This is a genomic window from Avibacterium sp. 21-599 (assembly GCF_026226765.1).
Taxonomy (GTDB): domain Bacteria; phylum Pseudomonadota; class Gammaproteobacteria; order Enterobacterales; family Pasteurellaceae; genus Avibacterium.
The window spans coordinates 1,047,665-1,062,688 of sequence record NZ_JAKKOB010000001.1; the positions used below are offsets into that span (position 1 = coordinate 1,047,665).

General features: G+C 33.5%; 12 protein-coding genes. 4 read left to right on the forward strand and 8 right to left on the reverse strand.

The window, feature by feature from the left end; all coding sequences use genetic code 11:
* Genes L5B83_RS05190 through L5B83_RS05210 form a run of 5 tightly spaced genes read right to left on the reverse strand, consistent with a single transcriptional unit; the run spans window position 1 to window position 7,793 of the window.
* Window positions 1-1,152, reverse strand: a complete 1,152-nt coding sequence (locus tag L5B83_RS05190; RefSeq protein ID WP_265777790.1) for a polysaccharide biosynthesis/export family protein — start codon at window positions 1,150-1,152, stop codon at window positions 1-3.
* A 34-nt stretch (window positions 1,153-1,186) separates the two neighbouring features.
* A complete protein-coding gene (locus L5B83_RS05195) occupies window positions 1,187-2,782 on the reverse strand; it encodes a WcbI family polysaccharide biosynthesis putative acetyltransferase (RefSeq protein ID WP_265777791.1) in 1,596 nt (531 codons plus the stop codon).
* Between the two features lie 16 nt (window positions 2,783-2,798).
* Complete coding sequence (locus tag L5B83_RS05200) at window positions 2,799-6,107, reverse strand: hypothetical protein (RefSeq protein WP_265777792.1); 3,309 nt, start codon at window positions 6,105-6,107, stop codon at window positions 2,799-2,801.
* 19 nt (window positions 6,108-6,126) lie between these two features.
* Window positions 6,127-6,801, reverse strand: a complete 675-nt coding sequence (locus L5B83_RS05205) for an acylneuraminate cytidylyltransferase family protein (RefSeq protein WP_265777793.1) — start codon at window positions 6,799-6,801, stop codon at window positions 6,127-6,129.
* A gap of 50 nt (window positions 6,802-6,851) precedes the next feature.
* A complete protein-coding gene (locus tag L5B83_RS05210; protein WP_442780625.1) occupies window positions 6,852-7,793 on the reverse strand; it encodes a KpsF/GutQ family sugar-phosphate isomerase in 942 nt (313 codons plus the stop codon).
* A gap of 157 nt (window positions 7,794-7,950) precedes the next feature.
* On the opposite strand from L5B83_RS05210, the gene L5B83_RS05215 reads away from it, so the two are divergent.
* The 4 genes from L5B83_RS05215 to L5B83_RS05230 all read left to right on the forward strand — a co-directional run bounded on the left by L5B83_RS05215 (window position 7,951) and on the right by L5B83_RS05230 (window position 12,014).
* Window positions 7,951-9,981 carry a capsular polysaccharide biosynthesis protein gene (locus L5B83_RS05215; RefSeq protein ID WP_265777794.1) on the forward strand — a complete coding sequence of 677 codons (2,031 nt, stop codon included), beginning with the start codon at window positions 7,951-7,953 and terminating at the stop codon, window positions 9,979-9,981.
* Window positions 9,982-10,005: 24 nt separating this feature from the next.
* Entirely contained in the window at window positions 10,006-11,238 is a 1,233-nt protein-coding gene (locus tag L5B83_RS05220) for a capsule biosynthesis protein (protein WP_265777795.1), read from the forward strand.
* Between the two features lie 111 nt (window positions 11,239-11,349).
* A complete protein-coding gene (locus L5B83_RS05225; RefSeq protein ID WP_265777796.1) occupies window positions 11,350-11,658 on the forward strand; it encodes a DNA-binding protein in 309 nt (102 codons plus the stop codon).
* Complete coding sequence (locus tag L5B83_RS05230) at window positions 11,655-12,014, forward strand: helix-turn-helix domain-containing protein (protein ID WP_265777797.1); 360 nt, start codon at window positions 11,655-11,657, stop codon at window positions 12,012-12,014. The genes L5B83_RS05225 and L5B83_RS05230 overlap by 4 nt, the downstream gene beginning before the upstream one ends.
* Before the next feature lie 62 nt (window positions 12,015-12,076).
* On the opposite strand, the gene xerD is transcribed toward L5B83_RS05230, so the two are convergent.
* Genes xerD through proC form a run of 3 tightly spaced genes read right to left on the reverse strand, consistent with a single transcriptional unit; the run spans window position 12,077 to window position 14,957 of the window.
* Window positions 12,077-12,970: a site-specific tyrosine recombinase XerD gene (gene xerD / locus L5B83_RS05235; protein WP_265777798.1), complete on the reverse strand. Its 894-nt coding sequence runs from the start codon at window positions 12,968-12,970 to the stop codon at window positions 12,077-12,079.
* An 8-nt stretch (window positions 12,971-12,978) separates the two neighbouring features.
* A complete protein-coding gene (locus L5B83_RS05240) occupies window positions 12,979-14,142 on the reverse strand; it encodes a 3-phenylpropionate MFS transporter (protein WP_250364244.1) in 1,164 nt (387 codons plus the stop codon).
* The gene (gene proC, locus L5B83_RS05245) at window positions 14,142-14,957 is read right to left on the reverse strand and encodes a pyrroline-5-carboxylate reductase (protein WP_250364245.1); all 816 of its coding nucleotides are present in this window, start codon (window positions 14,955-14,957) and stop codon (window positions 14,142-14,144) included. Before proC ends, L5B83_RS05240 begins: the two co-directional genes overlap by 1 nt.
* Between the last annotated feature and the right edge of the window lie 67 nt (window positions 14,958-15,024).

Genomic DNA, 15,024 nt, shown 5'->3' on the forward strand with positions numbered 1-15,024 from the left:
CTACATTCTATTAATGCTATTGATCGTTGATAATGCTGGGTTTACTGTTCCAAAGATCATACGAATAAATTTTTGGTATTCAGCCAATGGTGCATTAGATACATAAACAATATCTTTATCTTTAATTGGAAATTGTTGAATCCAAAACATTGATTGAGGTTCAAGTAAATTTGCTTGATATACTGTTGGAATTTTCATTCCGTTGTGATATCCCTTGGCTTCCCATTCATTTTGTTTATTTAATGACATTTCTTCAAATGGAACATAACGGAAGATAAATACACCTCTTGGATCGGCACGATTATCATTCAAACCGCCAAGACGACCTATTGCCTCTGCTAAGCTTAAACCTTCTGCTGAAAAACGAATTTCTTTACTATTTCCTACCGCACCCATTGCCGTGAATGAAAGTGGATTATTTATTAAACTTAGGACATCACCGGAACGTAAGAGGATATTTTCTTGTGGATCCCGTGCTAATTTTGCTAAAGAAATGGTTCTTACTTGATGACTGCGAGTAAGTTGCACTGCAATATCTTGTAATTCTCCGCTTGTTCCACCTGCTGCAGTTACCGCATCTAGCACACGTTCACCATAAGTCGTTAATGGCATACGCACAGCTGATGATTTAGTTAGCACCGTTACATTTGCTGAATTGTTTTTGACAACGCGTACAATCGCTTGCGGTTGATTAGCAATAGACTGTAAGCGATTAATAATGTCAGTTTGAATTTGCTCTGGTGTTTTTCCTGCTACACGCAAAGAACCAACAAATGGAATGGTAACGCGTCCATTATTGCTGACCATTTGCTCGGGCAAATGCGTACTTTGGCTAGATGATATGCCACTTTCATTTAACACGCTACCAAATAAAATGGCAGGAGGTGCTTCCCAAAGGGTAATGTCAAGTAAATCACCCGAGCTTACCACGCCTTGGTAACGTTGTTTAGAAGAACCTAACTGTTTAAAAGATTCAAGTTGAAAAGGAGTATCACCTACAACCTTATCATCTAACTTAATTAATTGAACGGCAGACACATTGGCATTTTGTTGCTCTACTTTTTCTATTTCGCCCTTATTTGGGCCTGATGTGGGTAAATTTGCACAGGATACAAGTAAATAACAACTGATAGTAATGAGATATTTATGCATATATGTACCTTATAATGTCTTAGTAATAAGTAGTTTATATTCTAAAATATTCTGGATTAATGGTTTTCCAGTTAATATTTGATCGAATACATTTTGCAGGAGAGCCTGACAGTAAAAGATTTTTTTCTAAAAAAGTATCTCTTACAACACTTCCTATATCGACAAAACTATTGTCAGATATTATAGCCCCCCTTAATACCGTAACAGAATGATTTAGCCATACATGATCTCCAATAAATATAGAATCATTTTGATTTATAATATTATTATCTTGATCTATTAAAGTATGTCCATCTGAACACATTATATTGATTTTATCTGATATTAGGCAATTATTTCCAATTGAACAATAGTTATCTCCCAGAAGCATTATAGAACAATTCTCTCCTATAGAGCATTCATCGCCAATGCTACATCCGCCTCCAGAGTGAAGTGTATTTGTTATAAGTAATGAATTAATTCTAGAATTACCTATATGGACGTAGCCATTTTCAAATAACCTGATATTAGCTTTATTAAAGACGGCTTTCTCATGAATTACAACTAAGTTATTTATTCCTCCGAATCTAATTTCGAGATTTGGAATTTCTCTACAACAAGAATTTTCTGTATAGGTAAACTTTTTTTCTCCCCAGATAACAGTATTAATATTTTCTTGATGTTGTTGGTATTCTTTAAAAAAGAATTGCAAATTATTTATTTGCTTATTTGTTATAGTACTAGGAATCAGTTTTATTCTATTAGCATTGATATCTTTAAATTTTGATATATTTATACTATCTTTTCCAGGTATATTTTCACCTATAGAATGAGAGATATATCGATCCACATATTCACCAAATGAAAGAGCCTCATTGTAGAACCTATATTTATGATTTTCTGCAATAAAGCGTATATCTAAATGTTTTATTACACTTGGATAGATTGGTACATGAATATGATTTTGAGCAAATGGATGTAAGTTAACATTATCGCAACTTCCATCTATACCTAAATAATTTAATATACTATTCGCTAACCAAATAAAATATTCTCTAGTTGGATGATTAACTGTTACAGCAAGATATTTATCAAGTATATTTTCTATAAGCCAAGGAACTGAAGGAATATCTATATTGAATTGTTTTTCTCTTTCATTTAAAGTGGAAAAAGTATTTTCCATATTTCTGATAATTTCATTTTTATTATAAAAATCATAATCAGAGAGAATTTTTATAATATTTTCTTTCTTAGTTCCAATTGTTAATAAATCATTTATATTTTTATCTCCATAGGGAAAGATCCCTGATGGAGATATTGAATATTTTTTGTTTGGTCTAACAACTGGATGAACTATATTCTGAGGGAAATAAGTTGATAACCAAAAATTAGGTATAGATATTTTAATACAATCAGCTCTTAACTTTTTACAAATAGCATCTGTAGAAAAGAATGAATCGAAATTTTCTGAAACATGCTGATAAATAAAACAGTCTAGACTAGATAATGTATCATCATCTAAAAACGATTTATCTCTAACATAGACATCCTTAACTTTTATTATCTTAAAATATTTAGAAAAAATAGATTTTTCTAAAAAATGCTCTAAATGAGTGTGTTGGCAATTGCCATAGATCATGCATTTTTTCATGATAAGTACCTAATGATTAATTTTGGAATATTTTTAAGTAAAGCGTTCTTCCTTTATCCCAAACTCGTCGGGAAAAATTCCACTTATAGAATTTATGCTTAAAATATAAAAAAGCTTTTCTTTTAAGTTCATTATTAAGTATTTCTTTTTTCAATACAGGTTTTGAACTTTTTAGCTCTATTGATGTATTACTTTTTTTCTCTATTTTTCTTTTTAAATTAGGAAAAATGATCGGGATTTTTTCATCTTTCCAAATGGGATCTTCACCATAATATTGGTTGAGTAAAATAGTATCTGTAGTATTACTACATAAATAGGATAATGGAAAAATAAACGTATCTTTTGTTTGAGAATTAATATACGAAAATTTTTCTTTAAATAGATCTATATAATTTTTACAAAATAGCTTCATAAAAGTCTGAGAATTAAGAACTAACAAAGATGTTTTTGTATATTCTGTTTTTCCTACAATGGGATAAATTATTCCATTCTTTTCCTTATAGCCACTACATGTAGAATCTATTGTATCTGATAATAATAATTCATAAAATAGAGGTAAGATCACTCTAACACCATGTCTATATGAATTTTGAGTATCTTTTAAGTAACTGTTTATGTTGTTATTCTCACATTTGTATCTTGTTTCTCTAAATAAATATAATGGAATATCTATCTGTAATAAATCAGATAATATATCTCTACTTGTTCCTCTAGCTCCAAGATCAAATATAGCTACTTTTTTATTTTTAATGATATTTTTGAAATATCTTTCTATATTTTCTTTTTCTGAGTTTTCTTTATATCTTTCATAAAATTTTTGAATAAAAATTGATATTTTTTGTTTATTTTTATTACTATCTTCCCAGAGGTTTAAATTAATCTCTTTTATTAAATTCATAGTGTCTTTGTTATCAACATCAATATCAAATAGATATTTCAAATAGTCTTTTGTGCTTAACTTAGAATTATATAAAGATAACAAAGTCATCCTATGGGCTTGATTCGTATATGCAGGAAGGGTTGATGTTCTAGATAAATATATATATTCTTCTTCTGGTAAATTATGATTATAAATAGTTTGATTAATATATTTATAAACATCAAAAACTACCCTTGCATCTCTTGATGAGAATAGCAGTTTATCAATATTATCTTTTTTAGAATTAGAAATTAGCCATTCAGTTAAGCTCAATGCTAGTGGGCCAAATATAAAGTAACCAAATAGAGATGAAGAATTATTTATTGATGTATTATAATCAAATTCAACAAATGGATTATCAAAGATTTTATTTGCTATCAATCCTATATGGAATGAGAAATTATTACTAATAATATTACCAAGAATATCCATTCTGAATAGAGTTGTTTTTTTCAATTGTTCTATTGCTCTAGGATAATGAAATGCTATTAAGTTAGAGTTAGTTGCTTGAATTACATCTGATTTTTCATTGTCTCCGATAAATACAGTTTGGTTAGGAGTATATTTTTCCTTATGTAAAATGTATTTAAAAAGAGAACCATTATATTTTACCTTATTTACCTCAGAGGATATATAGACTTTTACATTACTAAGATCAAATCCTTTCTCTGTAAGAATGTCACATAAAATATTTTTAGATAAATACATATCAGATGCAATAAAAATATTTTTCTCAAAGTATTTTGTTAAATTAAAATATTCTAATAAAGTTTCTCTAGCACAAAGAATTTGTTTCTCTATATTACATTCTATATGTTTAATTTTATTGATAATTTCTTTACTAAATCCAGTATTTCTCTCTAGTTCATTATATATATCATCTAAGGTAACTTCTATTTTTCCATATCTTGCTAACATTTCAGCTGCAATTCTACTCTTTGAGAAATTAAAACTTCTTAATTTAGTTAATTTAAATACATCTTCCTCGATAAGATCAAATACATCTGTTGGTTTAAGCGTTGGGCGGTATAGCAATGTATCAAAAATATCAAATCCAATATTTTTAATGTCATTGTTTAGCAGATGCCCAATCATTATTTCTAATTTTGTTTGAGTATAGCTAGTATTAACACTATTATTTAGTAATCGTTGATTAAAAAATCTATTAGTATACCCTCTGATTGTACCTAATAAAGGTAGGTAATCTAGATATGACTTTCCTTGATTAATATTATTTTTAATATTTTTTAAATATAAATAACTATTTCTGGAATTACGTAATAACCTTGTATTAATTTTATGTGTTAAAACATATTTTAATGTTTTATTACATAAATCTAAGTAATGAGACGGTAGTTTATTTTCTCCTTGTAGCCATTCACTAATATTTTCTAGATTTCCTAGTGCAAATTTTGCATTAGGGCTAGTACCAAAACTAAAAATTGGAGTTTTTGTTAACATAGTAGGCATAAAAATATTTGAATAAATATTTACTACAGCATCTACATATGGGAGTATTTTAATTGACAGATCAGCATCTACTTTTGCTAACTGATCTAGTAGTATTATTCTTGGGTTAGAGTTAATGTAGTAATCATCTTTAATAGAATCAAATGCATGTTTAGTGTATACTATTCCATAATCTTCGGGGAGAACTTCTAGAAGATATTGTAAAAATTCTGAGTTGGTAGAAAAACCGGAATATTGTTTAAACCTTAGTGATGGAAAATTTCCAGGATAAAAAATTAATTTATTAAACTTTCTTTCTGGATCTAAATATTCTCTATCAATTTGAGTTTTAAATAGAACCGTGTCGTGAAATAATTGTCTAAAATCGTCTATATCTTTCTTATCTTCTTGGGAAATTATAAGTTTATTTATTTCTTCAAAGAATATTTCATGGTGTTTTTTATCTTTAGTAGAGATATTAAATAGGATATCTGAATTTTTCTCTAGACGCCAAAAACCTGAATGTTGTCCCTCTAAATAGATGCTATTAGGATATATTGATGAAAATATCTCTGAGCAGTACTCCCAATAAATAATAAATTCTGGATTTAAATTTTTTAATTTTCTTTTAAAATACCCAATAAAATGATTTCTAGCTTTTTCTGAAGCATTTTCAGTGATAATCATTTCAATCGTAGTATTATAATAATCAAGTATTCCTTGGATTTCTTGATCTGGAATAGCAATTATTTTTACATTATTTTCTTGTAGATGATTTTTTATATTTCTTTTTTCTAGAATAGATTCTAATGCCACAAAAGTTACTTGTAAATCTTTCTCTGTTTTAGAATATCGACCTAAAAAATCTGCATTTAGATCCATTTTAGCAATAAAACTACGTTCATCTAGATCTTTCTTCAAATCAATGAATGGATCCATATAATATAAAACTTGCATATAATTTCCTTTATGTTAATTAGATTTTTTTGTTATTTTTATAGATAGAATAAATTTCAGATGCTAATTTAAAATCCTCCGGAGTATCAATATCTACAGTAGTAGCTTGAGAAAGATAAAGGTAAGGATTCACTCCAATATGATATTTGTATTCTTGTATAGCTTCTTTTTTTAAAATAAAACAAGACCATAAAACCTCATACCAACTTGGTAATTTTTGAGAAACTTTATGCCAATGTCCAAACGAATAATTAATTGGATTACCATTACTATCTAACAAATGACCTTTGTATTTCTTTACGGCGACCATAGAATCATATTGATCTTTTATTTCTCCCCATTTGGATATCATTTGCGAGAATTCATTAAAAAGGGGATTGGTTACTTGAACCCACATTACATCATTTACATCTTTTAAATTGATTTGATTTAATATTCCAGAAATTAAGTCTGGTTGTTTTACATTGTTACCAGTCAATTTCATATCGCGTAGTAAAAAGTTAAGATTTTTATCTTTACACAATGTTTCTACTTCTAACGATTCTGATGATACATAAATATCATCACTCCTAATACCAATTTCAAGCAATTGTTCAATTTTTATATCAAATAAAGATTTCCCCTGATAGAATTCAATGATATTTTTCTTAGGTACTCGTGTTGAGCATGTTTGAAGAGGAATTATAATTTTCATAGTTCAATTTCCTTAACTTTCTATTAAATAAACTTAGCTTAATATAGTTTTTATATATTAGTAAGGTGCAACACTCCGACTACATCACTATTTCTCATCACAACTAAAAAGTTAATTTTTTGTTGTTTCATATAAATTTCAGCCTCACTAAATTTTGCATTTTCATCAATAGTTTTAGGAGAGGTGGACATAAAATCTTTTGCTGTAATTTTAGTAATATTCTCAAATTTATCAAATGCTCGTCTTATATCCCCATCTGTAATGATTCCTTTTAGTTTATCATCCAACATGACCAAAGTAACACCTAAACATCCTTTGTTTATTGAATGAACAACCTCCTTAAAAGATGAATTGGGAGTACAAATTGGTAAATCATCTCGTTTCATTACATCTGAAACTTTGGTTAATAATTTTTTTCCTAAGTTACCGCCGGGATGAAATCGCGCAAAATCTTCTGGTGTGAATCCTCGTTCAGCCTGAAGAACCATTGCTAGCGCATCTCCCAGTACTAAAGTACAAGTCGTTGAAGATGTTGGGGCTAAATTATTAGAACAAGCCTCTCTAGAAACACTGATATCAAGAACGATATTAGCATGTTTAGCCAAAGTAGAGCTCAAATTTCCTGTCATTGCAATAATTTGATTATTTTGTTCTTTAAGGAAAGAAAGTATTCTAATTACCTCTTCTGTTTCACCAGAGCTAGAAATAAGTAAAGCCACATCAATTGGTTTAATCATTCCTAAATCACCATGGAATGCTTCTCCAGGATGAACGAAAAATGCTGGCGTTCCTGTGGAGGCTAATGTTGCGGTAATTTTTTGACCAATGATACCTGATTTTCCCATGCCAATAACGACAATTCTCCCTGACATTGCCATTATGGTATGAACTGCCTGTTCAAAATTTTCATTAATTCGCTTGGTCATTGATTCAAGCTCATTTATTTCAATTCTGCAGGTGTTTATAGCCGTAGCAATAATTTTGGATTCCATAGTAATTCCTGCTTACTAAATCAATAATTAGATAATGTGGTAAATCGTTGTATTATATCACAGTAGCTTAAAAAACAGCATATTATAACCTAAGCATTATTGATTATATTAGTTATCTCTTTTAAGATACTATACATTACCTATTTTTTGAATAACTATGAATTCAATTATCTTTTCCTCCGGAATAAAAAAAATCCCGAACCTATCTAATTTTCTAAAGGATAGCGCAACATTTTCTTTTGAGAATTCGGTGATAGGTTGGGGATTTCGCCCAACGGCAAACAAGGCGCGCGATTATGCTGTAAAGCATAATCTTCGCTATATTGCACTTGAAGACGGCTTTCTCCGTTCTATCGGATTAGGGGTTGAAGGATACCCACCATTTTCTTTGGTTGTGGATGATGTGGGTATTTACTATGCGGCAGAAAAACCTTCACGGCTGGAAAAATTGATTGCTGATTGCAACTTAAATGATGAGCAAGTCGAGCAGTCCCATCAAGCAATGACATTGATTCGTGAATGGCAATTATCCAAGTATAATCACGCACCTTGTGAACCAATAGCTACAGAACATAAAAATCACATTGTATTAGTTATTGATCAAACATTTGGTGATATGGCGGTGCAATGTGGCTTGGCTGATGAAAATAGCTTCCGTCAGATGTTGCAATCAGCTTTACAAGAAAATCCCAGTGCTGAGATTTGGGTGAAAACCCATCCTGATGTGATTGCAGGAAAAAAACGTGGATATCTAACTGATTTATTAGATCAACCGCGTGTGAGAATTATTAGCCAAGACATCAATCCACCAACCTTGTTATCGCAGGTAGATAAAGTGTATTGCGTTACATCCCAAATGGGATTTGAAGCATTACTACAAGGCAAAGAAGTCGTAACCTTTGGTGTGCCTTGGTTTGCCGGCTGGGGATTAACAGATGATCGCCACCCTTTTATTACTGAACTGATCACACAACAACGCCGCAAGTCCCGTGCGTTAAATGAAGTGTTTTATGCCGCTTATTTTCAGTATAGTCGCTATATTAATCCGTTTACGGGTGAAACTGGCGATATTTTTGATGTCATTCATTATCTAAGTTGGGTTAAGCATTGGCAATCTGTATTAGTAGGCGATTTTTATTGTATTGGACTTTCTTTGTGGAAAAAAACGGTATTAAAACCTTTTTTTCACTTGCCAAATTGTCAATTGCATTTCGTCCGTTCATTTTCTAAATTTAAGAAAATCCCGCTGGGTGAAAATGCAAAATTATTGTTATGGGGACAAGGTAAAGATGAATTTATTACCTACGCTGAACAAAATAATATTCCAATTTGGCGAATGGAAGATGGCTTTATTCGTTCCGTTGGACTGGGTTCTAACCTTGTTGCACCACTTTCTTTAGTGGTGGATCCTTTGGGGATTTATTTTAATCCGCAACAACCTTCGCAATTAGAATCTATTTTGCAAAATGCAGATTTTTCAGAAAAAGATGAATATGTAGCACGAGAAATACAGCAACAATTAATCCAAGCGAATATCGGTAAATATAATGTAGGTTCTGCGGGATTTGTCCGTCCAAACAGTAGTAAAAAACTTATTTTAGTGCCGGGGCAAGTAGAAGATGATGCCTCTATTCGTTTTGGTTCACCAAAATGTCAATCAAATCTCACCTTATTACAACAGGTTAGAAAAGCTCATTCTGATGCTTATATTATTTATAAACCACATCCAGATGTATTAAGTGGAAACCGAAAAGGTAATGTCACACAAGAGCAAGCATTAATTTACGCTGATCAAATTGTTACTGATGCGAATATTTTAGATTGCATTCAAGCGGTCGATGAAGTACATACAATGACGTCATTAGCCGGTTTGGAAGCGCTATTGCGGGGTAAAACGGTATATTGTTACGGTTCACCTTTTTATGCCCATTGGGGATTAACCATTGATGCTTATACGTTACCGCGCAGAAAAAGAAAATTAACATTAACGCAGTTAATCGCTGGAACTCTGTTATACTATCCACTTTACCTTAACCCTAATACAATGCAATTAACCAATGCAAGCACCGCAGTTAAGATATTGTTTGAACAAAAAAATCAATTGAAAGATACGGGCTTATATAAAAGTTGGTTAAGCAAAAAAATAGGGAAATATTGTTACTTTTTACGCACATTTTGGCTGAAATAGCTATTTTATACCTAAGGGAGCACAATGGTTGTAAATAATTTAAACGAATTAGTGGTAAGCTCAAAACGGATTTTATTATTACAAGGACCTGTTGGACATTTTTTTAAAGAGTTTGCTGATTGGCTGTCTGAAATACAGCAAAAAACAGTGTATAAATTAAATTTTAATGCAGGGGATAAATTCTTTTTTTCCACCGCACTTAAAAATCAATTTATTTTTGATTATTCCGATACCTTAGAAAATTTTGAATCCTTTCTTTGCCAATTTTGCCAAGAATATCAAATTGATACTATCGTATGTTTTGGAGATAATCGTCCCTATCACAAGGTGGCTAAATCCGTTACAAAATCATTAACTTGCGCTTTTTGGGTATTTGAAGAAGGGTATTTTCGTCCACATTATGTTACCTTAGAAAAAGAAGGCGTAAATGCCTATTCACCATTGCCACGAGATAAACAATTCTTTTTACAACAAGTTAAAGATTTATCCCAAAATCTTCAACCTATTCCTGTTGCAAACGGGTTTTTCCCAATGGCGAAACTTGCCACACAATATTATGTTGTCGCAAGAAGTAAAGCAAAGCACTTCCCTCACTATAAACACCATCGTATTTATAATCTTAATTATTATATAAAGTTATGGCTTATTTCAGGAATAAAGCATATTTATTATGCTACAAAAGAAAAATTTTTTATCCGTAGAATTGAGCAAAATAAATTAGGTGATTTTTATATTTTACCGCTGCAAGTGTATGATGATAGCCAAGTAAAAGTACATTGTGATTTTGAAAGTGTGGAGCAGTTTTTAATTTACGTATTAGATTCTTTTGTAAAGCACGCCCCTCATTCACTCACGCTGATTGTAAAACATCATCCGATGGATAGAGGATTTATCAGTTATAAGCATATTATTGCACGTTACCTCTCTGAATATCCCGAATTAAAAGAGCGGTTGTTTTATGTCTATGATATTCCAATGCCCGTGTTACTTCGCCACGGGAAAGGTATGGTAACACTCAACAGCACAAGTGGTTTATCGGCGTTAATCCATAATATGCCCGTGCTTACACTCGGACGTGCTCATTACGACATTCCTGATATCACTCATCAAGGGACATTGGAAGAATTTTGGCATAATCCGCAAAAACCTGATGCAGAGGCATTCCAAGCTTATCATCTTTACCATTTACATAAAACCCAACTTAACGGCAGCTTTTACAATAAAGTTATTTTGCCTGAAGAAAAAATTGGTGGATAGCGATATGAGGCTATCAAAGTTGACGGGAAGGAAGTTAAATATTCTTTCTCTTTTAATCGTACATTGTATGATATATAATTTTATTGTTATAGCCCCTAAGTAAAATTTGATATGTATACAATTATTGAGCAAGAAAGCTTTAAGAAAAAAGCAGATCAGCTATGGAGTGAAGAAGAAAGATCGATATTTTTTACTTTTATCGCTAACAATCCATTAGCTGGTGATGTTATTCCTAATGCTAACGGTTTACGCAAAATTCGTTGGCGTATTTTAGGAAGAGGTAAGCGAGGAGGATTAAGAGTAATTTATTTTAACCTCTTAAATGATGGTATCATTGTTATGCTTGATATGTATGCTAAGAATACAAAGGAAAATGTTTCTCAAGCTGAATTAGGCAAATTAAAGCGAGGAAGAAAATGAGTGATATTCAAGAAAAAATTGCGTTTGCAACAAAAGGTTGGAATGTTGATGAAATTGTAAATGCGGTCATTGCTGATGACCCAGAAGCTGTGGTAATTAAGGATAGTTTAACGGACGCATTGGAGCAGACTAAGAAAGGCTATATAGCGAGAGAGAGAAAAATAAACTTATCTTCCATTGTTGAAACCCGAATAAAATCAGGACTTACACAAGATAAATTTGCTAATACATTAGGTATTTCAGTAAATACATTGCGATCTTGGGAGCAAGGTGTACGCAAACCTAGTGGTGCTGCAGCAACATTGCTTCGATTACTAGAAAAACGACCTGAATTAGTCGCTGAATTAAGTTTTTAATTGAATAAAAATCTTATAAAAAACCACCGCATTTTAGAAAGTGCGGTGGTTTTTTACAAATTTTATCCCCTTGGGTGATATCTTTCGTGTAAGTGTTTTAAACGTTCTTTGGCAACGTGGGTGTAGATTTGTGTTGTGGAGAGATCGCTGTGGCCTAATAGCATTTGTACGACACGCAGATCGGCACCGTGATTCACTAAGTGTGTGGCGAAAGCGTGGCGTAAGACGTGTGGGGAGAGGGCTTCGCTGTCGATATTCGCTAAAATCGCATAATGTTTAATGCGATGCCAGAATGTTTGCCTTGTCATTTGTGTACCACGTCGGCTGGGGAATAACACATCTGAGCGTAATCCATCAAGTAATGCCATTCTGCCATAAAGGATAAATTGTTTTACCCAATAGGTTGCTTCTTCGCCGATGGGGACAATGCGTTCCTTGTTACCTTTACCAATAACACGCACAACGCCTTGTTGTACGCTGATGTTATCAAGAGTCAGTGAAACCAGTTCGGTAACCCGTAAACCTGTGGCATAAAGCAATTCTAACATCGCTTTATCACGTAATTCTAAGGGGACTTCCACACAAGGGGTGTTAAGTAAATCCGTAACCTGTTGTTCCGTTAAGTATTTGGGTAATCGGCTCGGTAATTTTGGTGAAGTTAAGAGGACACTTGGATCGTCCGCACGGTATTTTTCTCGATATAAATATTGAAAGAATTTCCGCAATGCACTCAATAATCGTGCGGTGCTTGTGGCTTTGTAACCCGCTTCCAATCGCTCTCCAAGAAAACCTTGTAAATCAATGGCGTCTAAGGTTTCAAAGGTGAGATTTTGTTTTTCCAGCCAATTTGATACCGCACTGAGATCTAAGCGGTAGGATTGAATGGTATTCTCCGAAAGCCCTTTTTCTAGCCATTGTTCGTTAAGAAAAAGATCGATTAATGCACTGTCTTTCATTACGAATCCTATTCTACTCTTCGCACTAAAAAGGCTTCCACTTTACGTGGAATAATGGGTAGGGCAAGTAAGGCAAAAATCATCATTGAAGTAAAGGCCATTTGTGGCGAAATCGGGTATAACACGCCAGCCAACGCGGTGAGCAAGGCAATCACCGCCGAACCTGAAATACCATTATAAAGCCCTTGTAATTTAGCCATCGTATTTTGTGGCTGTGTGGTGATGTAACGCACCATAGCATAATGTCCGAGCGCATAGGTTAAGCTGTGCAATAATTGCACTAAGGCAATTAACCAAAGGCTTGTCGCATTTCCTAACACGCCCCAACGCACCACGCAGGCGATAGCGGCGCAGTAAAACAGTGTACTGACTTTCCAGAAACGGAATAATTTGGTCGAAAAGAAAAAGAGCAAAATTTCTGCCACCACACTTAAGCCCCACAGCAAACTGGTTGTTTGCACAGAAATGCCGATACTTTGCCAATACAGCACGCTATACGCATAATAAGCCGCGTGCGAACCTTGAATGAGCGAAATGGCAATAATTAAACGTAGCGTGCATTTATTCTTTAATAATTGCAAAAATCCAACGGAATTTTCCACCGCACTTGCTTGGGTATCTTGCGGCAAAACCTTAGGCGTTGGCATTTGCATTATGGCATAAAGGGCTAACAGTGCGGTTAAAATCCATACCGTAGAATGTTCACCAATAAAGCCAATGAGATTACCAAACAATGTTACGCCTACGACAAAGGCGGCTGAGCCGATCAATCGTGCTTTGCCATAATCTAAATTGATTTGCTGTTGCCAAGTGGTTGCAAGGGTATCACTTAATGGCATTCCCGCCGCATTAATCATTGCAAATAAGGCAATGCCAAGGCAGAGCAAAGGGAAACTTTCCGCCACAAAGCTTATATAAAGCATTACGCCACAACTTGCCCAAGCGAGATAACGTAAGGCATTGAGCAAATGTCCTGCTTTTTTAATCATTGCGGAAAAGCCGATCCCGCCTAAAAAGCGGAAGACATAAGAGCTGGCAATAATAAAGCCAATAATTTCCTCGTTGTAAGATTGAGATTTTAACCACGCAGGAAAAAATGGCACAAACACGCCATAGGCACAGTAATAGCCAAAAAAGCTCAAGGCTAACCAATTAAAAGGGCTAATTTTCATTAAAATAATTTTTCCATTTCTTGTGAGCGTTGCACGCACGCTTCAATGGCTTGTTGCACCGTGTGCGATAATTGCTGTTGCTGGAAGACATTTAGTGCCGCTGCCGTTGTGCCACCTTTTGAGGTAACATTTTCCCGTAAGGTCGAAATTGCCATATCAGGCTGTTGTTGCACCATTTTTGCCGCGCCCAATGCCGATTGTTGTATCAATAGGCGAGCGGTTTGTGCCTTTAACCCTAAGTTTTTTAAGGCGTGTTCCATTGCTTCCATAAACAGAAAAAAATAAGCGGGGCTACTCCCAGAACCTGCGGTAACAAGATGCATTTGTGCTTCATTTTCTACCCAGCAAGATTTTCCCACTGCATTCATCAGATCTTGAGCAAAGGTTTTGAAAGGGGCAGGAACGTTCTTGTCTGCAAATAAGCCTGCCATTCCTTCAGAAACGAGCGCCGGCGTATTCGGCATTACACGAATAATATGCTGTGCAGAAGGTAAAAGTGCGGTCAGTTTTTGCACGGAAATTGCTGCCACAATAGAAATCACTAATTTTTCACCAAAATCCACCGCACTTAAGGGCTGGCACACTTCCGCAAGGGATTGTGGTTTCACGGCTAGCACCACGACTTCCGCATTTTGTATGGCTTGTAGATTATTTTGCGAAATATTGACTTGGCGCTCAGCAAACAATGCCAGTTTATCTGCGTTAGGATCGCTCACGGTAATTTTATCCGCAGGATAGCCATTTTTCAGTAAACCAAACACAATCGCTTGTGCCATATTTCCGCCACCGATAAATGTAATCAATTTCTGTTGCATATTTTTGCCTTAGATCAGTTACAATAAGTTTTTATCTGCTCATTTTACCTGAATAAGTAAGGAATGC

Excerpts from the sequence above, each read along its gene's own strand:
- L5B83_RS05190 (WP_265777790.1), bottom strand. The coding sequence starts at position 1,152 with ATGCATAAATATCTCATTACTATCAGTTGTTATTTACTTGTATCCTGT.
- L5B83_RS05195 (WP_265777791.1), bottom strand. The coding sequence starts at position 2,782 with ATGAAAAAATGCATGATCTATGGCAATTGCCAACACACTCATTTAGAG.
- L5B83_RS05200 (WP_265777792.1), bottom strand. The coding sequence starts at position 6,107 with ATGCAAGTTTTATATTATATGGATCCATTCATTGATTTGAAGAAAGAT.
- L5B83_RS05205 (WP_265777793.1), bottom strand. The coding sequence starts at position 6,801 with ATGAAAATTATAATTCCTCTTCAAACATGCTCAACACGAGTACCTAAG.
- L5B83_RS05210 (WP_442780625.1), bottom strand. The coding sequence starts at position 7,793 with ATGGAATCCAAAATTATTGCTACGGCTATAAACACCTGCAGAATTGAA.
- L5B83_RS05215 (WP_265777794.1), top strand. The coding sequence starts at position 7,951 with ATGAATTCAATTATCTTTTCCTCCGGAATAAAAAAAATCCCGAACCTA.
- L5B83_RS05220 (WP_265777795.1), top strand. The coding sequence starts at position 10,006 with ATGGTTGTAAATAATTTAAACGAATTAGTGGTAAGCTCAAAACGGATT.
- L5B83_RS05225 (WP_265777796.1), top strand. The coding sequence starts at position 11,350 with ATGTATACAATTATTGAGCAAGAAAGCTTTAAGAAAAAAGCAGATCAG.
- L5B83_RS05230 (WP_265777797.1), top strand. The coding sequence starts at position 11,655 with ATGAGTGATATTCAAGAAAAAATTGCGTTTGCAACAAAAGGTTGGAAT.
- xerD (WP_265777798.1), bottom strand. The coding sequence starts at position 12,970 with ATGAAAGACAGTGCATTAATCGATCTTTTTCTTAACGAACAATGGCTA.
- L5B83_RS05240 (WP_250364244.1), bottom strand. The coding sequence starts at position 14,142 with ATGAAAATTAGCCCTTTTAATTGGTTAGCCTTGAGCTTTTTTGGCTAT.
- proC (WP_250364245.1), bottom strand. The coding sequence starts at position 14,957 with ATGCAACAGAAATTGATTACATTTATCGGTGGCGGAAATATGGCACAA.